Below are 24,570 nucleotides of genomic sequence, written 5' to 3' on the forward strand. Positions count from 1 at the left end.
GGATTAAGTATATTCATCTTTTCTATAAATCATTTTTTCAGCAGACGCATGATTTTTCTCATCGGTTCTGTTATTTTCCAGCTGGTTGAATTTGCATATATCTGGATCATTTCATCCTGCTCTCTGATCTTATCCTCATATTTCTTAAGCTGCCCTGTTTTCTGTTCCATCCGTCTGCCAAGTTCATCCAGCTGTTTTTCATAATGCGCGGTCTGCCTTCGCTGTCCTTCTATATATTCCTGCTGCTGTTCAATCGCTGCATTTTGTTTTTCAAGCTGTTCTTTCTGCTGCCCGATATACTCATCTTTCTGTCTGATAATATCTTTATAATACGCCAGTTGCTGGCTTCCTTCTTCAATTTCACTTATAAGCCATGGCGTCTTATACATATGCTCTCCAGTCCACTGATACAAATCAAAAATATCCATATGAAAATGCGCTCTTAAAGTTTCCATTGCATTCTCTTCTCTCATAGCCCTCTCCAGCATTTCCATCCCTGCCGCTTTCAGTCCTGGCTCTTTAGTTGTACATTTCATCAGCCAGAATGCCTTTTCAAATTCCAGTTGTAAATGTGATGTAGAATCCGGATTCTGAAAATCTCCCCTGAAAAACTGGAAAAAATTTTTTTCAGACATCTTTTCAATGTAGTTTTTTCGGATCATAACAGATTCATTAAATGAACGCACCGAATTTTCTCTTGTCGACATGCTGATCTGTTTTTTCCCTTTTATATCCCACTGAAACCGAATCAGCCGTTCCTCCAAAATCGTGATCTCTGACTCACTTACAAGCCGAAGCCACAGGTCATAATCCGCCAGCTGACGATACAAAAGATTGAAATATCCAATCTTGTCCAAAACGGATTTTCTGACCAGCGCCGAAGGATGACAAAGAAAATTCCCAGATTGCAGAAGCGTATGCAGATATTCGTTCTGTGTCGTACACTTTCTGTCAAAAAGTGCTGCCATATCTCTGCATTCTTCCGATATCTCATTGCCGCTCTCATCTACCAGATACACTCTTGTAAAACATGCACCAAGCATTCGGTTCTGTTCCATAACTGACACCTGTTTTTCCAGTTTATCCAGCAACCATGCATCATCGCTGTTCATAAATGCCACATAGTCTCCTTGGCAGTGATCAAGCCCCTGATTTGCCGCATAACAGTAAAACGAATTCTGATCCAGTTTAAAATATCTGATCCGTGGATCCTGATAGCTTTTAATCAGTTCTTCTGTTCCGTCGGTCGATCCGTCATCTACGATGACAAATTCAAAATCCGGATACGTCTGACAAAGTACGCTGTCAATCGCCTGTTGCAGGCAAAATCTCCGGTTATAAGTACACATCAAAACGCTAACCATTATTCTACATCTCCAACAACAGCCCATCTCCAGAATGACTGATCATAATTGTATGTATGTTCAAATCCACACATTTCCATTACCAGCTGTGTATATGCCGAGCGGATTCCTCCTGTACAATAAGTGACGATCTCATCATCTTTAGACAGTCCGGCATCCTCAAACATTTTTGTCAGTTCTTCATTGGATTTCAGATATCCTGCATCATTGAACAGATCTGTGTACCGGATATGAATTGCTCCCGGAAGATGTCCTCCCTTTGCTTCATCATACAGAATTGCTCCTTCATATTCTTCATCAGTACGCACATCCACAATTTTGTACTCGTCATAATTCTTCTGTAATTCTTCGGTTGTCATCACATGGGAATAATCAATTTCATCAATTTTTACTTCTGCCGGTTCCGGTTTGGATGCGAGGAACTGTGTCTTGATTCCACTGTCTTTCAACGCCTTCCATCCGCCATCTACCATCTTCACATCTTCATATCCGGCTGCCCAGAGTTCCCAGAGAAGTCTCGCATCATCTCCCCATCCATCTAGGGTCTCACCGATCAGAATAATTTCTTTATCCTTTGTAATTCCAAGATTGCCAAGAGTCTCTTCCAGCTGTTCCGGCTCCTGGATGCACCCCCATTTCTCATCTCCCTGCTTTCCTTCTGTAATACTCCAGTCCTGCCATACTGTAGCAATTGCACCTTTTACAGTTCCAAGGATTGCCTTTTTTTCTCCCCTTCCATCTACAAACAGCGTATTTTCATCTCCAACCTTGCTGATTGCATACTCCGGCTCAACAATCCACTCTCCTACAAAATGATTTTCATCAGATTTCTCTGCCCTACTTTCTGTCTTCTGTTTCTGTCCACATCCTGTCAGACCAATTGTTGCAACAAGCAATACACTGCATAACCACTTTGTTCTTTTTCTCATTTCCTTTTTCCTCCTCTAATCATCACCGTAATAGTAATCTTCCTCATAGTAATCCGGTGGTGCTTCTGTATCCGGCTGCTGCGGTTCTGTCACTGCCTGCGAACCCGAACCACTGTCTCCCGATGAACTGCCGGAATCCGTTCCTGCATTTCCATCTTCCGTTACTTTTATATTTGTTTCTGTATGATTTGTTTCCTCAGATGTCTTATCTTCCGATTTTTCATCCTCTTTTTCAGTTTCGTCTGCTTCCTCATATTTTCCACTGGAAAGCGCATCGTTTATTTCATCATCAATTCCTTTTACCGTCCCGGATACCTGATAATCTGTATCTCCAAACAGGAATTGATGTACCTCGGCAACATTGGATGCCAGTGTATCTGCAATTTCTGTACTTCCCACTCCAGAAAGCATTTTGGAATATCTTACATTTGGAAATCCAAGTGTTTCACCTACTCTATATTTTTGAAAATCTTTCGCATAATTCAGAATTTCAGTAAAAGAAAAATTGGTTGCAATCTGTGGAAAAACACTGTCAGCAATCTTATTGATCGTCGTCAGGTCCATCTGCTGCAGCTTCTGCATGATATTCAGAAGGACGATTCTCTGACGCACTGTACGCTGCGCGTCTCCACCATCTGTATAACGGATTCTCGCATAAGAAACCGCCTGTACTCCATTCAGATGATAGCTACCTCCGACTTCCGGCTCAATCTTCTTATAACTTTTTCCGGTTACTTCAGAAGTCTCCACACAATAATTATTCATGTGGACTACTTCTGCATCAGTCAGCTCCAGATCCATTCCTCCCACCGCATCAATTACATCGACTAAGGCATTAAAGTTCACAGATACATACTTCTCAATGTTCATATCCATGTTCTCATTCAAAAGAGCAACACCCCCATCCGGTCCGAAATAAGAATAGGCTGCATTCGCCTTATTATAACTTCCATCTTTCAGCCGCATAAAAGTATCACGGTACACCGATACCATTTTCACTTCATAAGTTTCCTGATTCAAACTTACGATCATGATCGTATCACTTCGATTTCCTTTATCTAGTGACCCATCCCTAGAATCCAGCCCGAATACTGCCACATTCAGATATCCGCTTTTATGCTCCACCTCTTCTGTAATAGACTCTTTCAACGTTTCTTTTTTTACTTCAATCTTCTGAATTTTGTTCACTTTACTGGCAGCATATCCGAATACGGCACCTGCCGCCCCCAGAACAAGTGTCAACACTACGCAAATAATCACTATTATCTTTTTCTTCCATGACCATCCTGCAATTTTTTTAAGCATCCTCATCATTCCTTCCTCTCCAGTAATTATGATTCATTGTCAGTTTCATGATGAAACTTTCCGGTAATTGTCGGTAATGTTTTCCCATCTGGTAGCCCAGATATTTGCACCCGCTTTCCACAAACAGCTGTATAATCTGCAAATATTTTCTTTCTTTTAAAAGCTTTTTCACAAGTGTGCAAATCAGGTGTATGCCTTCTTTCTCTGACTTTACTCTTTCAAATATTTCTGGATGACATGCCTGCGATACACCCTGGTCAAAATTTCTCCTTATCAGCTCTCTGTAAGTATACTCATGAGAATGAATCACCCGTGCATCTGCTTTATAAATAATCTTCCATCCATTTTGGATTGCTCCTGCTGCAAAGATCAAATCTTCATTGAAGATGGCCGGATACGGAAATCCTCCCAGTTCCAGATAGACTCCTCTCCGATAGGCAGCACACACATTGGAGCAAAAATAAGTTTTTATTCCCAGTTTTGGCAAATCCTTCTGCGATTTAATCTGGCTTTTTGGGGGATAATTGAAAACTCTCGTATATTTTTCCAACAGACCACAGTTCTGATCCGGTATCTGTCTGGCATAAGCTGCCACAGCATCCGGATGCTCATTTAATACTTCTGAAAGCTTTTCCAAAAGAAACGGATCTGCCGGAACTGCATCCTGGGTCATCATGACCACAATATCTGCATCTGACATCCAGATTCCCTGCTCTCTGGTTCTTCCATGATCAAATTCTTTTTCCAAAATCGGAATTTCTGTAACAGAAACCCGGTCTTTACAAACCGAAACATCCAGCTTTATCCCATCCCTGGTGTGTAACAGAATGATTTGCTCCGGAAGGTGCGTCTGTCTGCAGAGCCTGTACAATACTTTATGCAGTTTTTCTGTCGGTCTGTAGACCGGTATGATCACATCTATCTTCATCTTCCGTCAAAAAATCCTTTAAAAATTGTCAGAATCAATATTTTCATATCAAATACCATTGTCCAGTTCTCAATATAGTAAAGATCATATTCGATCCGCTTCTCAATGGAAGTATCTCCCCGGTAGCCATTGATCTGCGCCCATCCAGTCATTCCCGGACGTACCTGATGTTTTACCATATAACGTGGAATTTCATCCCGGAACTTTTGCACAAACTGCGGTCTTTCCGGTCTTGGTCCCACCAGACTCATCTCCCCTTTCAGCACATTAAAAAGCTGCGGCAATTCATCTATACTTGTTCTGCGGATCAGCTTTCCAACCGGTGTAATCCTCGGATCATTCCTGGTAGACCATTCTGCTTTTTCCTTTTCTTCATCCTGCATGATCATAGACCGAAATTTGTACATATAAAATACCTGGTTATGCAGTCCAACTCTTTCCTGCCGGTAGATCACACTTCCTTCCTCTGTCAAGGCAACCACCAGCACAGTAAGCAGCATGACCGGTGAAAAAAGAATGATTGCAACCGTTGCCCCAATCAGATCAACTGCCCTCTTTGCCGCCCTGTTCCGCATGATATTCAGTGGAACTCTGCGGACATGGATCACCGGAATCCCCTGCACATCCTCAATATAAGGCCTGGTAGAAATCACATTTCCAAAATCAGGAATCATTTTCGTGTGTACCCCTGCCTTCTCACAGACATCCACAATCCGCTCCAGTTTTCCATAATCCTCCGCACGAAGCGCAATCACAACCTCATCCAGTTCATTCCCCTCCAGTATTCTTTCCAGTTTTTCTTCATCTTTCAGATGGGCAAACACTTGATATCCCCACTTTGGATTCTCTCTCAGCCTGTCCATATACTGTTCTGCCATCTGACTCTCTCCAATCATCAGGATATGTTTCTGATTCAGTCCCTGCTTTCGCATTTTCCACAAAATTGTGCGAATCAGATATCTCGAAGCAAATTCCAGCGAGATGTTTATAAAGAAGAAAATACACAGCATCTGTCTTGAAAAATGCTCCTGCTTTATAAAATAAAGTACCAGGATAAAGATCATAAATCCAATTCCATTGGCACGGATGATATCCATCAGCTCCTTACGGTAACTTTTTACCCTCCTCGGCATATAAAGCTGAAAAATACTATACAAAAGCAGATATCCAGGGATTATTAAAAACAAAGCTGAAAAATACGTTTTCGCCGGCAGAACCCCTGCGTCCTGCACAAAAAGCCCACTTTTAAATCTCAGATACCATGAGAAAAAATATGTAGCACCAATGATTCCCGCATCCATACATACCTGCGCTTTATTTAACATCCGCTGATTGTTCTTTATCAAAATACCACCATCTTTTCTCTATCCATCTTCTTTTTCACGCAAAGAATAATCACACTTCACCAGCGTAAGATTAGGATTGTACATCGGATCTCCTTTTTCCATGATTTCAGACCAGTTCCGGCGTACATAATCAATCTCACACTGATATCTTCTGATCTTTTCCTCATTATCTTCTGCCCCTCTCGATCTGGATTCATAATGATACAGTTTCACATAAGGATCATACACTACAAGATATCCACATCTGCGCACCTTCAGACAAAAATCAACATCATTGAACGCCACTGCAAGTTGCTCCTCAAATCCACCCACTTCTTCATATACAGAACGCTTTACCATCATACATGCTGCGGTCACCGCTGACAAATCCTGCTGAGTACTTGCTTTGTGCATATACCCGGAATAACCTTTTGGAAGTCCCCGGAACATATTACCAGCAATTCCCCGAATCCCAACAATGACTCCAGCATGCTGCACCTGACCATTTGGATAATAAAGCTTTGCTCCGACAATCCCGACTTCTTTTCTCTGGCAGTTCGCAAGCATTTCTCCTAGCCAGTCCTTTCCAATCACTTCTGTATCATTATTCAGAAGTACCAGATATTCTCCATCAGTCTCGCTTACTGCGTAGTTGTTGATCGCCGAATAATTAAATGATCCCTCCCACTTCAGAATCCGGATCCGGTCTGACTCTATTGTTTTATAATAAGCAAATGTTTCCGCTTTTTCGCTGTTATTTTCGATAATTATGATCTCGTAATTCTTATAATCCGATCTGGAAATCGATTGTAGACATTTCTCCAAATCTTTTATATGATCTTTATTGGGAATCAGAATGGAAATCTTTGGATTCCCCTGCACCTTATACCGGACACGATAAAACCCTCTATCCAGTTCCGGTAAAACTTCTGCATGTTCACCACATCTTAGCAGATGTGCTTCTATGGCACGCTGTCCAGCCTCAAATGCATAAGTTTTACTGATTGGATTGTCCGCAGTAGAAACCTGATGTACCCTCCAATGATAAAGAATCCTCGGCACATGCGCCATTATCGTTTTTTCCACACAGCGGAAAACGAGATCGTAATCCTGTGCTCCGTCAAAATCACTTCTTAATCCACCTATTTCTTCAATTAGACTTTTTCTTATCACGCAAAGATGACAAATATAGTTATTGGCTCGCAACAGATCCAGATTAAAATCTGGTTTAAAATGCGGCTGAAAATGTTTTTTCAGATCTGCCGTCACTTTATCTTCATCTGAATAAAGAAGTCCGACCTCCGGATACTCATTCAACTTCTTTACCATCTCGTACAATGCATCCGGCGCAAGCAGATCATCTTGATCCAAAAAACCGATATATGTTCCGGTAGCTTCCTTTATCGCTGCATTTGTATTTTCAGAAATTCCTCTGTTTTCTGAAATACCGATCAGGTGAATCGCTTTTTCTTTGAACTCATCCTCTTCCAGAATTTCTTCCATTCTGTGTCTCTCTTCATCTGAAACAGTCATACATAATTCCCAATTTTTATACGTCTGACGGCATACAGACAGAATCATCTGTCTCAAAAATTCTTCCGGTGCCTGATATACCGGCACGACAATACTGATCAGGGGTGCATACGCAAATACTTCCTGCCTTTGACTTTCCAATTCCTCTTCTGTTCGTCTGTGATTCTCATACCATTTTTCATAATCAATCTTCTGAATACGGATTCTTTCTTTTAATCGTATCAGAAACTCTTTTGGTCCAAAGTACCGCAGATATACGAATCCTTTTTTTACCCGATACAGAGACATTTTATTGAACATCTCCTATCTCCTCTCCACTTTTGCCAGATGATTCAGTCCAAAATCATTATGATCCAGTGTCAGATTCGGACTGTAATATGGATCACCCTTTTTCAGGAAATCTTTCCACCTTGTCTGAAACAGATTTACTTCTCCGTGGAAACGTTCGATTTTCTCTTCCGTATCTTCATATCCTCTTGACTTGGATTCATAATGAATCAGTTCCGCATATGGATCATATACGATCAGATATCCGGCTTTTCGTATTTTCAGGCACAGATCTACATCATTAAATGCCACAGCAAACTTCGAGTCAAATCCTCCAACTTCTTCATACACCCGTTTTTTCATCATCATACAGGCTGCGGTCACCGCACTCAGATCATGGATCACCTGCGCCCTCGCAAAGTATCCCGGCGAATCTCCGTCTATGCCAAGGAATGCATGTCCTGCCACTCCTCCAAGTCCGATGATCACTCCTCCATGCTGAAGCGTTCCATCTTCGTAATACATTCTCGCTCCGACAGCACCTACATCCTCCCGCATACAATAACTCAACATTTCTTTGATGCAATCACTGCCGATCATTTCTGTATCGTTGTTCAGGAACAGCAGATATTCTCCAGCCGCATGGTCAACTCCATATTGGTTGATTTCCGGATAATTGAACCCTTCTCCTTTCCAGTACAGAACTTTAACTCTGGAATCCTCATACATGATCCTTCTGTAATCTTTAAAAGTTCTTTTTTTCTGGCTGTTATTTTCCACAATAAGGATTTCTATATTCTCATATGTATTTTTCTCCCGGATCGACCGCAGACACTTGATCAGATCATCGGTATGATCTTTGTTCGGAATAATGATTGATATCTTAGGCGTTTGTTTCACCGGATATTTTGTCCGGTACATTCCCGGATACTTCGTTGGAATGACTTCTGCTTCAATTCCCATTCTTCTGTAATGCGCTCTTACCGCTTTTGCACCTGCATCCACAATATAGGATTTATTGTCTGCACTGCCTGCTGTAGATCCTTCGCATGCTCGCCAGTGATATAGGATTTTCGGTATATGCCGGATCTTATCGGTTTTCTCAACACACCGGAGTACAAAATCATAGTCCTGTGCACCATCGTATTCGCCGTTCAACTTTCCTGCCGCCTGATATAATTCCTTTTTAACAACCACCAGATGACAGAAATAATTTGTTGTACAGAGCATATCCAGATTAAAATCCGATTTAAAATGAGGGAAGAAATACTCTTCTCCATCCATTGTAATCTTATCCTCGTCCGTATAAATAAGCTCTGTATCCGGATATTCATTCAGCTCTGCCACACACTCATACAATGCGTCCGGTGTCAGCAGATCGTCATGATCCATAAAAGCGATATAATCTCCTGTTGCCATATCCAGTGCCACATTTGTATTGTCTGAAATATGCAGCTGTTTTTTATTATTCTTCACTTGGATCCGGCTATCCTTCTTTGTATACTCTTTCAGAATTTCTGTAATCGGTGAATCTTCCCCACTTCCATCTGAGAGGCAGAGTTCCCAGTTCTGATAGGATTGTCTTCTTACAGAATCCAGCATTTCCCGCAGATATTCTTCTGGTGTCCGATAAAGGGGAACAACAATCGAAATCTTTGGCATCCGGGCAAACTTCTTTCTCTTCTGCTGATACAGCCTGATTTTGGACGGCTCATGTCTTCGCAGCCATTCTTCATACTCAGTACCGTTTTTTCCACTTAATTTGTCACCAACCCTTATAAATGCCGCACGGACTCCAAACTGACGATAATAGATTCTGACTTTGCGAAGATCATCCTGCATTTTCTGGCGTCTCAGTTTTCTTTTAAGATTCATTGTCTCTTCCGCATGCCTTTCGTCCTCTTCAAAGCACACTTCTAATTTTCGCGGAACGACTTCCTCATAAAATGCCTTAAATCCGACAATTTCTTCTTTTTTACATTCCGGATACTCCCGCAAAACATCCAGCCGCCGTACTTTTTCTTCTTTCATCTCCAGCTCATTCTGATTCTCATCTAAAAACCGGATTGATGCATTTTTCCTGTTATAATACCATCCCTCGATTGAGAAGCCTTTCTCTTCCATATTCACTTTATCAATACTATTTGCCTGCCATTTTTCCAGTTTTTTCAACTCACTGACTGCAAATATCTTCATCTTTTCTTCTTTTCCACGGTACGACTGTGCTACCTCCAGTCTGGATGCCTCTCTCCAGTCTTTCGGAAGATGTACCCAGAAAAAAAACTGTTTGGTAATAAGTCTTTTTTTTATCTTGCGGAATTTCATTGGGTGAAGACGAATTCCATCCATTGTATAAAACATTTTCTTACCATCCAGCCGGATCTCAATCCGGTTTCCATCCGGTCTGTTTTCCAGAAAATATCCTGTAATAAGCAATCTGTCTTTTTCTCTTACATGAAATCGACATGCCACAATATAAAAAGCATTTTCCATTTTCAAGTCCTCTCTTCCATACTATCTGGAAAATAACCAGTTCAAAAACTGAAAGAAAACACAGATGTACGATACTAATAACATAAATACACAAAATGTTTCTATATCAAACCGATATGTAACCGTCTTTAAAATTAAAGTTCCTTCACTTTCTTCACTATTTATTTTCAAATTTGTTCCTTCTCCTGATGTTTTTTCTGCATAAAGTGCAAGAAAATCTTTCTCAAACACTACTTTATACGCCTTCCCTCTGCATCTGCTGACCGTATCAAACGAAAATTCATTGAATTTGCCCGTTTTGATTTCTCCTGCTTTCTTCACAGATTTTGCAACAATTCCTCCATTTTCACAATCCTGAAGATAAACTCGAATCTCTGCTTCTGGATCTTCCTGCAAATTCTGACATTTCACCTGAATTCCATCCAGCGAATCTTCCTCACAGATAAACTCCTGTGCTATCTGACTCTGTGATCCGTCCAGCATGATATACTGATCATTTTCAACCGTCCGGTCATAAATCGCATGGGTCTTATGAATATGTCCATAAATAAATGCAATCAGAATCAGTATAATGACTGCTGCCATCTTTTTTATTTTTTTCATTTTTCCCTCTTATTCTGCTTCCTGATATTCTCTGCACAACTCATCTGCATCCCCAATACTACGAACTCTTCCATGTTCCAGCCATACAATCCGGCTGCACAGATTTCTCACCTGCTCCATATTATGCGAAACAAACAAAATCGTAGCCCCATTCTCCTTCATCCGGTTAATTCTTGCTTCACATTTCTGCTGAAAATGGAAATCGCCTACCGATAATACTTCATCCACGATCAGAATATCCGGCTGTCCGATTGTTGCTACCGCAAACGCGAGACGCGAAAACATTCCCGATGAAAAATTTTTCACCGGTACATCCATAAACTGGTCCAGTTCTGAAAACTCTACAATCTCTTCATAGTGCTCCTCCAGATATTCCCTGGTATATCCAAGCAGCGTCCCGTTCAGAAATACGTTCTCCTTCGCAGTCAGGTCAAAATCAAACCCTGCTCCCAGTTCGATCAGCGGCGCGATCACACCGGAAGTCTTAACGCTGCCACAGGTTGGTTTCATGACACCGGCAATGATTTTCAACATCGTACTTTTTCCACTTCCGTTTACACCGATCAGTCCCAGTGTTTCTCCTTTATAGACTTCAAACGACACATCCTGCAGTGCCCAGAAATCCTGATAGGTAATCTTTTTCTTTACTCTCTGTATAAAATATTCCTTAAATCCATCAAATTTCTCTGATGCCAGACTGAATTTGATGGAAACATCTTCTACTTTTACAATTACTTTTTTCTCCATCCTTACTCCTACAAATCAAAGATAAAACCATCCTGATGCTTATAAAAAACCCAGCATCCCACTCCAAGACACAGTACAGCTTCTGCTGCTGTCACCAGAAGCATCACCAGACCTGGAAGTATGCCATAGATCACAACATTCCGGAACATGATCAGAATACTGGTCAGAGGGTTTATCATTACCAGATGGTATAACCATTCCGGCAGAATCGACATTGGATAGATAACCGGTGTCAGATACATCAGCACTGCCATCAGCACCGAATACAAGTGCAGAACATCCCTGTATTTCACCGCAATCGTCGCCAGAATCAGTCCAATCCCCAGAGCCAGAACCACCAGCAAAAAAAGTGGCACAACTGAAAGAAGCATTGTCCAGTGAAGTTCCGCACGCATACCGATCATAATCAGAAATAACGCTGCACAGGATGCCATCAGATTGATCAGACTGGAACACACCCTTGACATCACGAATACATATTTCGGTACATACACCTTCTTTATCAGAGATGCACTCCCGATAATTGCTGACATTGCATTTGTCGTAGCGTCATTGAAAAAGTTAAAAATAACCTGCCCACATAACAAATACAACGGAAAATTCTCTATATCAAATTTAAACAGATTTGAGAAAACGATGGATAAAACCGTCATCATAAGAAGTGGATTCAGCAGTGTCCATAAAACCCCCAGTATGGAACGCCGGTATTTCACCTTCACGTCTCTTGAAACCAGTTCTTTTAAAAACGGCTTAAATTTGACAAAATTTTGAATATAAACTGACATATTTTCTTCCCCTTTAAATTATAATTATATTATTTTTTCAGTCTTTATTCAATCAAATCCCTTACACTTATCATTGATTTTCTCTATTTCTTTTATTGATTTTCCGAATAAGTAAAGGAGTCTGCATAAAGCAGACTCCCTAACGGACATCCTTATATAATTTTGCAATCTCTTCTGCCGGAACACCATCCCGGTACATGGCTCTCAGCCGGTTCATAAGCCACATTACTTTCAGCTTTTCGATTGTATTTCCGCCAAATCTTCTGTCTGAAGTATAAATCCTGTGTCTTGTCATCCCAAGCGGAATCCCTTTTTCTTTGAGGATCAGTGAAAACTGATAATCCTCCAGAATCGGCATCTCTGGAAATTTTCCCACTTCAAAAAACAACTTCCGGTCAATAAAAATCCCCTGGTCTCCAAACATTACTTTTCTGTCTTTAATCCTGTGATTGGAGATCACCCTGCAGGCGAACATAAAAAAGTTATATGAATGAAATGCAATTCCAAAACACCCTGCCCGGTATTTTTTCATTACAGTCTCAATCTCTTCTAATGCTGTAGGTGGAACTTCACTGTCGCAGTGCAGGAAAAAAAGTACATCTCCACTGCTTTCTTCCGCTCCCATGTTCATCTGCTTTGCCCTTCCTTTCGGGGACTGAATCACCGGATACTGGTCCTTCAAAAGTGCCAGTGTTCCATCCGTGCTTCCCCCGTCTACAAACAGAATCTCACATCTTTCATTCAGCGGCTCCAGTGTCTCCATCAGCCTTTCAATTGTCGATTCTTCATTGTATGTTGGTATAATAATTGATATTTTCATCTCTACTTCACGGTTTCAATTTCTACGTTCATCCAGGTATCATACAGATTTCTCCGGAACTCGTCCGCATCTCTGATCACCGGGATCTTGAGGGTGCAGTTCTTTTTCGCTTCATCCTCTGCCAGAATCATTCTTCCCTTTGTAAGCTTTTCTGTTGACAGCTGCATGTCCACTATCTGTGTCTCAAAAAGTTCCGGATGCATCATGTAAGCCGCAGCGATCGCATCCCAGTTATAATATCCGGGAATTCCATATTCATCCCAGTTATTGTCAAACCAGTAATCCGTCTCATTCTTGATCAGCCTTACAACTCCCTTACTCAGATCCGAAAGTTCTCTTTCATACTCTTCTCTTGTAAAAAGTACCTTCAGGCAATTATTACCCGTAATAACCGCAACATCCGTTCCACTGGTAAGTGTCGCATAAGTTGCCAGCGGATCACAGGAGAAATTAAGTTCATCCATTTCCCGCTTTGCAAAGATCAGCGGTTCTGTTGTTCCTCCCATCAATACGATACTCTTCACCTGATGAAAAAACTCAAGATTGTGTTTCCAGGCTCCATAAAGATTTGTCACGGAACCCGTCACCAGAATTTCCAGCTCCCCGGCATATTTTTCTGCCATCTCGGCAAGATAATGTGCCGCTTCCCCTTCGGTTTCTCCCGGTGCCGCTCCACCTTTGTAAACACGCAACTCGTCATGCCCGATTTTCTTTACAAACTTCTTTGTATTTTCGTAAACCTTCTCCAGCGTATTGTTCCCATAAGTTGTCGTCACTCCCAGAACCTCTGCTTCCGGATCCCCCAGAAGATACAGCAGTGCCAGTCCATCATCTACATCACACCCGTTAATTCCAAACGTACAGTCACAATCATGAATTATTTTTCGCATACCATTCTCCTTTTATCACTTCTGAAACAAAATCCCCTGTCTTTCATCAATTTTGATGCCAACCAGTTCTCCTGTTTTTACCCCCAGTTTCATCCAGTCACGGTGAAGCAGCCATACTGTCAGCTTTCCATCTGCATACTTCAACAGGATTTCTGCTGTTTCCCCCTCAAACATAACTTCTTCAATCTGATACATTCTTTCCGTCTCATCTACAGTCAGCGTGATCGCCGATGGTCGGACCATCAGCTCATACTCTCCTTCTGCTTTCTGCGTCTCAAATGAAACTGCCCGGCTTACGAATCTGCCATTCTCCACTTTCCCCAAAATATAATTTGTCTGTCCCATATAATCTGCCACCGCTCTGGACTCTGGATGGTAAAATATCCTCTCCGGCTTATCATACTGAAGCACTTCTCCAGCTTTCATCAGAGCGATCCGGTCAGACACCTTCATTGCTTCTTCTTTATCATGCGTGACCATAACGACCGTAAGCTCCATCTCATGATGCAGCTTTCTTACCAGATCTGCCATCTCGCACCGCAGATTCTCATCTAGGCTTGAAAATGGTTCATCAAGAAGAAGAATTTTCGGATCTGCCGCAAGCGCTCTTGCCAGCGCGACCCTCTGACGCTGTCCACCGGACATTTCCTGGATCTTACGCTTCTCAAATCCTTCCAGCTGAACAACTTTTAACAGTTCTCCTACCCGCGCCTGCTTATCTTTTTTCGGGATTTTTTTCAGATCCATCGAAAAACTGATATTCTGTTCTACTGTCATATGCGGAAACAGTCTGAGATCCTGAAAAACAATCACGGTTCCTCTTTTTTCCGGTGCAAGATTTGTAATCGATGTGTCATCGATCCGGATATCCCCTTCCTGCGTTTCAAGAAGACCTGCAATGCTTTTTAACAGTGTTGTCTTTCCGCAGCCTGAGGCGCCAAGAAGCGAAATAAATTCTCCCGTTCTAATCTCCAGATTTATATTCTTCAGTATTCTTATCTTTTGTAAATCTACACAAAGTTCTTTAATTGTAAGACTCATGTGCTCCTCCTGCCTAATAATATTCTACTTCCTGTGCCTTTGTAAAACGTCCCACGATCCATTCCAATATTCCAAACACCAGAAGCATGATCACCAGGAATATCACACTGTAAATGCTGGCAAAATTACGTTCTCCGCTTCCGAGATATGGAACCATGACGATCGCAAATGTTTTGACATTTCCCCCGCCGATCATCAACGTCAGGAAATACTGACTGAACGAAACAACAAATGCCATCGAAAACGCAGAAAGCATGACCGGAAACAGATTCGGAAACGTCACTTTAAAAAACGCCTGAAGCGCACCAGCTCCCAGAACTCTTGCCTGTTCCTCCAGCTTTACCCCTATCGCTCTTGTGCCATCCTGCATCAGTGTCACTGCATATGGAAGGGAGCAGATCAGATGGACAATAATAACCCCCAGAACAGTTCCGCTAAGTCCACACTTAATAAATGTAATCTGAACCCCCATTGCAAATACGGTTCCCGGAACAAGAAACGGAAACATCGCGATAAATGAAAACAGCCTCTTTCCAAAAAAATCATAGCATTCCAGTGCCCTTGCCGCCATCGTTCCAATCACAACCGACAGGAAAGCAACCGACGCAGATATAAAAAGGCTGGATGTACAAAGCCACGCAAACTGCTGTCGGTTTCTCAGTATTCCCTTAACGGCTCTCATAGAAAATTTCTGTGGTATGAGCGACGGCCACGCCCATCTCTCAGTTCCCACCCAGACAAGGATTGTAAGGATCGGTACGATAACCAGGAAAATAAAATTGCCTATGATCAGGCCTTCCCAGATGTTCTTTTTTCTTTTCATCTTCCTGTTCCTCCTAACCTGCCAGCTTCTTCGTGCTCCGGCGAAGTAATATGTAATATAAAACTGCTGCAATCAGCGCGATCACGATCAGGATTCCATTGATCGCCATCGCATACGGTCGCGCCCGCAGATCCGGCTTGGTATATTCCAGATAAGCCAGAACCGGCAGCGCCTTTGGTGTCGTTGCTCCAAGTATGAACGGCAGCTCATATGCTCCAAGTGCAAATACAAAGATGATCAGGAAACCACTGAGCACTGTATTCATACATAAAGGAAGCGTTATTTTCATGAAGGTCTGAAGTTTATTCGCTCCAAGATTGGTCGCTGCTTCTCCAAGACTGCCATTGATATTCGCCATCAGAGCAATCACAAAATAGATTATGAATGGAATTTCCTTCCACAGATAGGCAAGAATTACACCAAGTCCATATCTGTCATAGATCAGCATCGGAAACTGCTGCTGATCCGTAATCAGTCCTGCATTTGCAAGGATTCTCGCAAGGATTCCATTTTGCGAAAGAATATTTACAATAAAGAGTGCCACAACAACATGGGGAACAATGATCGGAATCTGAACAATCCGCATAATGATTCCGCGCACTTTTCCGGCACTCACCAGAACTGCACACAGAAATGTTCCTGTTACTGTGGCAAGAAAAGCCGACATAAATGCAATGTACAGACTATATTTTAATGACTGCAAAAGATCCGGCCTTGTCAGTACCTCCTTATAATATTTCAGCGTCGGTTCCGTTAACCCAAAAGCTGGAATCACCCCTAAACTTTGGATGATTCCAGTTCCCAGACCAATAATAAAAACTACGCCTAATATAAGTTGCGGCACCAACAGTATATAAGGTGTCATTTTTTTCTTCATTTTATTTTCCTACTACTTCCTCTGCCCAGATCTCTTCGATGATCGGTACAAGTGCGGAAGGCATTTCCGGAAGACGTTTTGATAAAAGTTCATCCTGAGAGATTGCTCCCTTACCGATTTCAACTTTATCAAATGCTTCTTTCTGTGTATCGTTTAATTTGTTGTAATCTACAACCGGAATGGTACGGATCTCTGTGAAACGATCTGCCTGTACTTCCGGATCCATCATCTCGTTGATTGCTACCTGGGCTCCTGCTACGTTTCCTGAATTTGCTGCAATTGCAATGTAATTTGTATTTCCAATTGTTCCTTTATCGAACTGGAAGGATTGAGATGTTTCTGTGTAAGTACCATTTTCAATATTGGTAGCTGTTGAATATGCACTGTAAGAGATATCCATTACAACTTCTCCGTCAGAGTACATATTGGTCAGTGCCGTAGAATCCTTCGGGAAAGTCTTTCCTTCATTCCACAGGTATGGATTCAGTTCACGCAGATATTCAAGAGCTGGCTCAATTGCTGCTTTTACAGTCTCTTTATCAGCTTCCATATCCATAAACTGTTCATATCCGCAGATATCGTAAATCACATTACGAACAAATGCACTTCCTGTAAAGTCAGGTAATGCAGGATAAGTTACTTTTCCTTTGTTCGCTTTGCAGAACTCCATGAACTCATCTGTGTTTGTCGGAAGATCCGGTGTTACTGCTGTATCTGCGATCATAACAAGCTGTGCTTTTCCGTATGGAGCTTCATATCCCTCAATCGGAAAGCAGAAGTCTGCATTTGTCTCTTCATCATCTGTATCAATATAAGACTGGAAGTTCGGAAGTTCTTCTGCAAACGGTCCGTAAAGCATGTTGTTTTCTTTACAGGTCTTGAAGTTTTCTCCATTAATCCAGATCATATCGATATCGCCATCTTTTTTATCTGTTGAAATTTCACCGGAAAGCTGACTTAAAATCGCATCAATATCCATCGGTACACGTTCCAGTGTGATGTCATATTTTTCTTTCAGACGCGGTGCATAGTAGTTATCAAGCCAGTCATTTAAGCTATCATCTCCGCCCCATCCGTAAAATGTAACGGTTGTACCCTTGGCTGCATCCACCATTTCATCGAAGCTCATATCCTCTACGGCTTCGGTTGTCTGCTTGGTTTCTTTGTTGTCTGCTTTTTCTGTCTTTGCGCTGTTTCCACATGCTGTTAAGGAAAACGCCATCACAGTACTTAAAAGCAGCGCTGCAATTCTCTTTTTCATTAAAATTTTCCTCCTTCATTTTCTCCGTCCTTCATTATAACAAATTATTAACAAAAAGCACGCTGTTTTTCATTCCTGCTTTGTTGTTGCCCCTCAACACTTCGTTTAGCTATTGTATTTTTCTATATACTTATAGAATTTTTCTACCGATGATTCCATTGCTCTGTCCTTCAGCGTAAGAAGACCGATTTCCCAGATCATATCATCTTCTGCGAAAGGAATCATGACCAGCCCCTCTGTATTCATATCTTCATGGACAAAGTCAATCGTCACAGAAATCCCTCTCTTCAGCCGGCACATTTTATAGCAGAGATCAAATCCATTTGTCTCAAATACAATATCCGGTTCAAATCCCCGGTTCCAGCATCTGCTCTGAATAAACTCATTGAGTTTAAAACTGCTGTTTTCAAGATAAAGAGGCTCGCCTTCCAGATCCAGAATAGTTGCTTCTCTTTTTTTCGCCAGAGAATGTCCTTCATAGACCAGAAGCCCCAGACTGCATTTTTTTAAACTTTTCATATCAAAACAATCTCCTGCAAATGGTCCGATCGACAATGCCACATTCCCTTCTTTGTCAAGCAGCATTTTCTCTACGATCCGATCCGGATATTCCATATAAGAAAATGTCACATTCGGATATTTCTTCTGAAATTCCAGAATACAGTCTGGCGTCAGGTAACGCAGGATATCATAGGCAACCAGAAGTTCTACTGTCCCTTCCTCACTCGCACGTATCATATCAATTTCTTTTTTCAATTTGTCATATTCGCTAAGAACCGTATTTGCATAATCATACAGCCTCTGTCCGCTCTCTGTCAGTTCTATTCCGGAGGCAACCCTGTCAAGCAACGTACATTCCAGTTCATTTTCCAGATTTTTCAGTACACGGCTGAGTCCCTGTGGTGACATAAAAAGCTCTTTTGAAGCCCTCGCAAGACTTCCTCTTAGACAAATCATCCGAAATTCCTCTAATTCTTTAATCGTCATTCTTTTCCCACGACTCCCCTATTTAAATTTACATTTTGCCCGATTCAAAATAGGTGTTTTCCCAAGAGGTACCTTTTCATCGATTCCCATAATAAGCGGTAGCAAATGCTTTGCATCTTCATATCCTCTCCTTCTGAAACTACAGATGCACGAAGCACAATATGTATAAAGTTCCGGCTCCCTCGATGCTTTTACACGGTCTGTCAGTGCCTGTGCCACATCCGCTTCTTTTCCAGCTGCGCATCCACCAAGCCCGCAACACTGTACATCTCTGAATGCATCTTCTACCTTTCCGACAAGGAATGGCTTCATATCATATTCAAACTTTCTGTCTTTTCGGTCCGGACATGGATAATACATTGGAATCCTTTCTTTTTGATAAATATTTCCAATTTTAAGCTCTGCCATTTTTTCGTAAACACTGATAATCTCCGCATCCAGTCGTCCTTTTAAAAAATAATAGCAGTTCGGACATGCCATGATCACCTGTTCTACTCCTGACTCTTTTAATTTCCAGTTGATTCGCTCAATGATCCCCGCTGCCTCTGAAACAAGTCCCAGTTCTTCAATCGGTTTCCCACAACAGTCATATACAACTCCCACATCATATTTTGCGAATTCTTCCACCAACTTATCTGTCGTTTTCGGAAAAAAAGACGGAAAATTACATCCCGTAAAAAAAACTGCTTTCTTTTTTGAATGGCGGTAATTTGCAAATTTATACGGATTCTTTTCTAAGAGCAGTCCGTCATATGAATTATCAAGAAGCTTCCCACCTCCGTCTTCAACCAATTTTCTCCGACTGTCAAGTGCAATCTCTTTTCCATCAATTCCTTTTGGACAGACACACCCGCAGGTTCCACACAAGAAACAATGATATGCCAGCTCCGGTTTTTCTTTTAATACCGGCAGATCAATTCCGTATTTTTCCAGAAACAGACAACTTCTGGTACATTTTCCACAATGGATACATGCATCCAAATCCCACTTATTCATAATTTTTATCCAGCTTTCCTTTCAGTCCCAGTTCCAGATAATCAATCGTAATTGGACAGTTACAAATTGCTCCCTTTTCAATATCCTCATACAGGTGGTACAAATCTCCCTTATCATCCACATCATAATACATCTGACCTACCGCCGTAGAGAGCTTCTCATTTCTCATGTGCTGTAAGGTATCATAAATAACTGTATTCGTTCCGTATCGTTCAATTTTCCATATAGAATCATATTCTTTTTTCATTCCGATCAGATAGTACCCTCCATCAAATGTAGGATGAATCACAATATCTTTTCCCCCAAGATTATCAAATGCATTTTTCAGTGTTTCCGGATGAATCTGCGGAATATCTGTCCCGATCAGAATTACTTTCTCATACCCCATTCTCAGTACGATTCCAATCGCATTCTTCATCCTTTCACCAAGATCATCACCAAATTGTGGAAGACATACTGTCTCATTATCAAGAACTTGCTGTAGCAGCTTCTTTTCATCCTTTGGTGTAAAAAACACGAAAATATCCGCATCCACCTGCTTTGCTTTTTCATATATATCCTTTACAAAGCAGGCATGTAGACGCGCGCACTCTTCCCCAGTTAGAAAAGGCATCAGCCTGGTCTTTGTCTGTCCTGGTATCGGCACCCTCGTAAATAAAATAAGTGCATCTTTCATCTATAATATTTCCTCCAACATTTCAATCACACTTTCCACTACTTTAGGACAAAAATCCAGCATTCTGCCACTCGAAAGTGCTTCTTCAAGCTGTTCCGGAAGCGATACATCATAGCCTAATAACTCTTTGCAACTGTTTGTTGCAAACTTTTCCAGAAACAATGCTCTAAATTCTGCATATTTGTTCATCATTTCTTCTTTTTGCCGAAGCAGAGTATTCACATCCCAGTGTCCATATTTTAATCCAACAGCCATGATTGCTCCGGTAAATGCACCGCATGTATCCCCATGCATCATTCCACCTCCAAAACAAGCCGAGACTTTATTCGCCATCTCTTCCGTAATCCCAAGTCTCTCTGCGAAATAAGACAGAACGACCTGAGAGCAATCATATCCTTTTATAAATTTTTCCCGAATCATACTTTCTTCTATCATTTTTCTCTCTCCTTTGTCATCTTACATCACTTTTTCATTCTAACATCAAACCAGTCCTATTTCTATAGATTGTCTTATCGTATTTAACTATAATTTGCTTGTCTTATTTATAAATCAAATAATTCGTGCCTTTTACAAAAAAATCCCTCATCTGCGGTTTCCCGCAAATGAAGGATTTCTTTTACTTTATTCAATTCTTACAGTAATCCACCGATTGATAAGAATAACGGTGCAAATACAAGTGAAACGATTGTCATAAGTTTGATCAGGATGTTAATAGACGGTCCTGATGTATCCTTGAACGGATCACCTACTGTATCACCAACAACTGCTGCTTTGTGAGCTTCGCTTCCTTTTCCGCCATGATGTCCTGTTTCGATGTATTTCTTAGCATTATCCCATGCTCCACCAGCGTTGGACATGAAGATTGCCATAAGTACACCTGTAACAAGTGCTCCAGAAAGTAATCCACCGAGGGATTCCACGCCAAGAACGATACCAACGATCAGCGGTACTACGACTGCCATCACACCCGGAAGCAGCATTTCGTGAAGAGCTGCTGTAGTAGAGATTGCAACGCATGATGTATAATCCGGTTTTTCTTCACCTTTCATGATGCCCGGTTTTTCACGGAACTGGCGTCTTACTTCTTCGATCATCTTGTATGCAGCCTTTGATACAGACTCCATAGTAAATGCGGAGAAGAGGAATGTAAGCATACCACCGATAAAGATACCGATGATTACTCTGTAGTCAAGAAGGTTGATCGCTTCAAGACCAACTGCCTGTGCATAAGATACGAAAAGTGCAAGTGCTGTAAGGGCTGCTGATCCGATTGCGAATCCCTTACCCATAGCTGCAGTTGTATTTCCTACTGAGTCAAGCTTATCTGTGATTTCACGAACAGATTCATCCAGTCCTGACATTTCTGCGATACCACCTGCATTATCTGCGATCGGTCCGTATGCATCAACGGCAACTGTGATACCTGTTGTAGAAAGCATACCTACTGCTGCAAGTGCGATTCCGTAAAGTCCTGCAACTGAGTAAGATACAAAGATACCTACACAGATCAGGAGAAGCGGGATTGCTGTAGATTTCATTCCTACTGCAAGACCACTGATGATTGTAGTAGCTGCACCAGTCTCTGACTGTTCTCCGATTCCCTGAACCGGTTTGTAGTCTGCTGATGTGTAGTACTCTGTGATGTTACCGATGATCACACCGACAACCAGACCTGCGATAACAGCAATAGCTGCACTCATCTTTCCGAAGAGTACATTACTCAGTACAAGTGCTACAACAATAACTACGATAGAAGCTGCATAGCTTCCCTTTGTAAGAGCTTTCTGCGGATTCGAATTCTCATCACCTTTTACAAAGAAGGTTCCGATGATAGAAGCGATCAGACCACATCCTGCGATCGCAAGCGGATAAAGAACTCCGGATACAGCTCCTGCTGCTGCTCCAAGAGTCAGTGCTGATACAAGTGAACCAACATAAGATTCAAAAAGGTCTGCTCCCATACCAGCAACGTCACCTACGTTATCACCTACATTGTCAGCGATAACAGCCGGGTTACGCGGATCATCTTCCGGGATACCTGCTTCTACTTTACCAACAAGGTCTGCACCAACGTCTGCTGCTTTGGTGTAGATACCACCACCAACACGGGCGAAAAGTGCGATTGAAGATGCACCAAGGCTGAATCCAGAAAGCACATCTACGTTCTTTGTAACAATGTACACAAGGCTTACGCCAAGTGCTCCAAGACCTGCTACGCACATTCCCATAACGGCCCCGCCAGAAAAAGCAATTGATAATGCTTTATTCATTCCGCTTTCTTTTGCTGCGTTAGCAGTTCTTACGTTCGCTTTTGTAGCGACTGTCATACCACAGTATCCTGCAACTGTTGAGAAAAGTGCTCCAATTACAAAGCATACTGCTGTTACCCAGCTGATACCAAATCCGATCAGTACAAAAAGCACTACTACAAAAATGACCAGAATCTTGTATTCAGCCATGAGGAAAGCTCTTGCGCCCTCCGCGATTGCGCCTGCAATCTCTTTCATGCGGTCCGTACCTGCATCCTGTTTTCCTACTTTACCAGCAAGATATGCTGCAAATAATAAAGCAATAACAGCTGCAATCGGGACCAGATACATGTAATTATTCATTTCTTGTTCCTCCCTGAATTATTGTACCTCTAAAGACAATATCATAAAAAGAACAAGAATGCAAAACAATTTTTTAAATTTTCAATAAGTTTTATTTTGTTTATCTATAAGTGTGGTCTTTCTCTATTTTTTTAATTTGTATCTCACCGTCCACATTCCATTGGGATTTACACAATATCAAGATATATTTTTTTCCGAGGTGCCGGAAAAGCAGCATCTAATCTGGCATATTCCTCCACTGTCAAATGAACCTTTCCTGCCTCCAAGTTCTGCAGTACATGTTCTGCCTTTCCACTTCTTGGAATGGCAATCACATTTTCCTTATACAGAACAAATGCCAGAAGCACCTGCATTGGTGTAATTCCATGAATCCGCGCTACTTCCTTCACTGCACTGCTTTGCAGAAGATCTTTCTGCAGATCCCCTGCCTGCGCCAGCGGACAGTATGCCATAAGTGGCACATTGTGTTCTTTTAACCACGGAAGAAGATCGAATTCTACTCCTCTGGAGCCCAGATGATACAGCACCTGATTCACCACGCAATGATTTCCATTCGGCACTGAAAACAATTCTTCCATATCGTCTGTATCAAAATTCGATACTCCCCAGCTACGGATCTTTCCTTCTTTCACAAGCTGTTCCATGCATTCTACCGTTTCCTCAAGTGGAATTCCTCCTCTCCAGTGTAAAAGATACAAATCCAGATAATCTGTCTGTAGATTTTTCAGTGTCTGCTGCAGACTTTTGAAAATTTTTCTTCTTCCGGCATTATGCGGATATACCTTCGATACAAGAAATAACCTGCTGCGGTCATACCCTTGGATTGCTCGTCCGATCAACTGCTCTGATCTTCCATCTCCATACATTTCCGCTGTATCGATCAATCGTATTCCCGCATCAATTCCTGCTCTGAGTGCCGCTGTCTCTTCCGCGTCTTTGCTCCTATTTTCTCCAAGAAACCAGGTTCCCATTCCAAGTCTTGGCATTTCCATTCCATTACTCAGTTTTATCTCCTTTTTATTCATGATTTCCACTCCCTGCATTTTGTTTTTCTGTTCCTTACTGTCTGTTTTTACTATCTTATGATATGAGTGTCAAAAATAAATTTTGCCACTCACTGATGTAACCGGATTGCTCCATTGCTATGCAATTCCCGCAATCCTCGAACACCTCATATTATAGGAAAAATCCCACTTTTTGCAAATGTTATAAGGGACATATTTTTATGTTTATTTATTCTTTTTATTATTTCTTATAACATTCTTTTTTCCTTCAATCCATGATACACTGGATTTATCATAAAATAAA

Annotated in this window: 21 protein-coding genes and 1 pseudogene; all 22 read right to left on the bottom strand. The window is 41.6% G+C overall.

The genetic code is table 11. The features are described from left to right. Nucleotides 1–29: 29 nt before the first annotated feature. The 22 genes and pseudogenes from PGW42_RS02120 to PGW42_RS02225 all read right to left on the bottom strand — a co-directional run bounded on the left by PGW42_RS02120 (nucleotide 30) and on the right by PGW42_RS02225 (nucleotide 24,287). Complete coding sequence (locus PGW42_RS02120) at nucleotides 30–1,364, bottom strand: glycosyltransferase (RefSeq protein WP_270202784.1); 1,335 nt, start codon at nucleotides 1,362–1,364, stop codon at nucleotides 30–32. Next, nucleotides 1,364–2,293, bottom strand: a complete 930-nt coding sequence (locus tag PGW42_RS02125) for a rhodanese-like domain-containing protein (protein ID WP_270202785.1) — start codon at nucleotides 2,291–2,293, stop codon at nucleotides 1,364–1,366. Before PGW42_RS02125 ends, PGW42_RS02120 begins: the two co-directional genes overlap by 1 nt. A gap of 15 nt (nucleotides 2,294–2,308) precedes the next feature. Continuing rightward, complete coding sequence (locus PGW42_RS02130; protein ID WP_243002752.1) at nucleotides 2,309–3,598, bottom strand: LCP family protein; 1,290 nt, start codon at nucleotides 3,596–3,598, stop codon at nucleotides 2,309–2,311. Further along, nucleotides 3,591–4,526, bottom strand: coding sequence for a glycosyltransferase family 2 protein (locus PGW42_RS02135; RefSeq protein WP_117555923.1), 936 nt, complete (start codon nucleotides 4,524–4,526; stop codon nucleotides 3,591–3,593). The genes PGW42_RS02130 and PGW42_RS02135 overlap by 8 nt, the downstream gene beginning before the upstream one ends. Further along, entirely contained in the window at nucleotides 4,523–5,872 is a 1,350-nt protein-coding gene (locus PGW42_RS02140) for an undecaprenyl-phosphate glucose phosphotransferase (protein WP_118217986.1), read from the bottom strand. Before PGW42_RS02140 ends, PGW42_RS02135 begins: the two co-directional genes overlap by 4 nt. 18 nt (nucleotides 5,873–5,890) lie before the next feature. Next, entirely contained in the window at nucleotides 5,891–7,684 is a 1,794-nt protein-coding gene (locus tag PGW42_RS02145; protein ID WP_270202786.1) for a glycosyltransferase family 2 protein, read from the bottom strand. A 3-nt stretch (nucleotides 7,685–7,687) separates the two neighbouring features. Further along, a complete protein-coding gene (locus PGW42_RS02150; protein WP_118217982.1) occupies nucleotides 7,688–10,144 on the bottom strand; it encodes a glycosyltransferase in 2,457 nt (818 codons plus the stop codon). Between the two features lie 21 nt (nucleotides 10,145–10,165). Next, nucleotides 10,166–10,747, bottom strand: coding sequence for a hypothetical protein (locus PGW42_RS02155; protein ID WP_270202787.1), 582 nt, complete (start codon nucleotides 10,745–10,747; stop codon nucleotides 10,166–10,168). A 9-nt stretch (nucleotides 10,748–10,756) separates the two neighbouring features. After that, nucleotides 10,757–11,494, bottom strand: coding sequence for an ABC transporter ATP-binding protein (locus PGW42_RS02160; protein WP_022221069.1), 738 nt, complete (start codon nucleotides 11,492–11,494; stop codon nucleotides 10,757–10,759). A gap of 8 nt (nucleotides 11,495–11,502) precedes the next feature. Beyond that, entirely contained in the window at nucleotides 11,503–12,279 is a 777-nt protein-coding gene (locus PGW42_RS02165) for an ABC transporter permease (protein ID WP_117555911.1), read from the bottom strand. A 139-nt stretch (nucleotides 12,280–12,418) separates the two neighbouring features. After that, nucleotides 12,419–13,096, bottom strand: a pseudogene (locus PGW42_RS02170) (TIGR04283 family arsenosugar biosynthesis glycosyltransferase); the annotation flags it as partial. Between the two features lie 5 nt (nucleotides 13,097–13,101). Continuing rightward, nucleotides 13,102–13,989, bottom strand: a complete 888-nt coding sequence (locus PGW42_RS02175) for a nucleoside hydrolase (RefSeq protein WP_270202789.1) — start codon at nucleotides 13,987–13,989, stop codon at nucleotides 13,102–13,104. A gap of 15 nt (nucleotides 13,990–14,004) precedes the next feature. After that, on the bottom strand, nucleotides 14,005–15,030 hold the full coding sequence (locus PGW42_RS02180) for an ABC transporter ATP-binding protein (RefSeq protein ID WP_117834324.1): 1,026 nt from the start codon (nucleotides 15,028–15,030) through the stop codon (nucleotides 14,005–14,007). A gap of 13 nt (nucleotides 15,031–15,043) precedes the next feature. Next, nucleotides 15,044–15,853, bottom strand: a complete 810-nt coding sequence (locus tag PGW42_RS02185; protein WP_117834326.1) for an ABC transporter permease — start codon at nucleotides 15,851–15,853, stop codon at nucleotides 15,044–15,046. 13 nt (nucleotides 15,854–15,866) lie between these two features. Further along, a complete protein-coding gene (locus PGW42_RS02190) occupies nucleotides 15,867–16,730 on the bottom strand; it encodes an ABC transporter permease (RefSeq protein WP_270202790.1) in 864 nt (287 codons plus the stop codon). Nucleotide 16,731: 1 nt separating this feature from the next. After that, nucleotides 16,732–17,991 (bottom strand): ABC transporter substrate-binding protein, encoded by a 1,260-nt coding sequence (locus PGW42_RS02195; RefSeq protein WP_117555899.1) that lies wholly within the window; start codon nucleotides 17,989–17,991, stop codon nucleotides 16,732–16,734. A 105-nt stretch (nucleotides 17,992–18,096) separates the two neighbouring features. Next, on the bottom strand, nucleotides 18,097–18,978 hold the full coding sequence (locus PGW42_RS02200; RefSeq protein WP_117822966.1) for a LysR family transcriptional regulator: 882 nt from the start codon (nucleotides 18,976–18,978) through the stop codon (nucleotides 18,097–18,099). A gap of 18 nt (nucleotides 18,979–18,996) precedes the next feature. Beyond that, a complete protein-coding gene (locus tag PGW42_RS02205) occupies nucleotides 18,997–19,974 on the bottom strand; it encodes a (Fe-S)-binding protein (RefSeq protein ID WP_022221076.1) in 978 nt (325 codons plus the stop codon). Next, nucleotides 19,967–20,650, bottom strand: coding sequence for a TIGR04282 family arsenosugar biosynthesis glycosyltransferase (locus PGW42_RS02210; RefSeq protein WP_022221077.1), 684 nt, complete (start codon nucleotides 20,648–20,650; stop codon nucleotides 19,967–19,969). Before PGW42_RS02210 ends, PGW42_RS02205 begins: the two co-directional genes overlap by 8 nt. Next, a complete protein-coding gene (locus tag PGW42_RS02215) occupies nucleotides 20,651–21,085 on the bottom strand; it encodes a C-GCAxxG-C-C family protein (protein ID WP_117555895.1) in 435 nt (144 codons plus the stop codon). A gap of 197 nt (nucleotides 21,086–21,282) precedes the next feature. After that, entirely contained in the window at nucleotides 21,283–23,262 is a 1,980-nt protein-coding gene (locus tag PGW42_RS02220; RefSeq protein WP_022221079.1) for a sodium-translocating pyrophosphatase, read from the bottom strand. Between the two features lie 167 nt (nucleotides 23,263–23,429). Further along, nucleotides 23,430–24,287 (bottom strand): aldo/keto reductase, encoded by an 858-nt coding sequence (locus PGW42_RS02225; RefSeq protein WP_227084492.1) that lies wholly within the window; start codon nucleotides 24,285–24,287, stop codon nucleotides 23,430–23,432. Nucleotides 24,288–24,570: the final 283 nt, after the last annotated feature.

The sequence above is a fragment of the Coprococcus sp. TM115-187 genome (genome assembly GCF_027679115.1).
Taxonomy (GTDB): Bacteria; Bacillota; Clostridia; order Lachnospirales; family Lachnospiraceae; genus Allocoprococcus; species Allocoprococcus comes.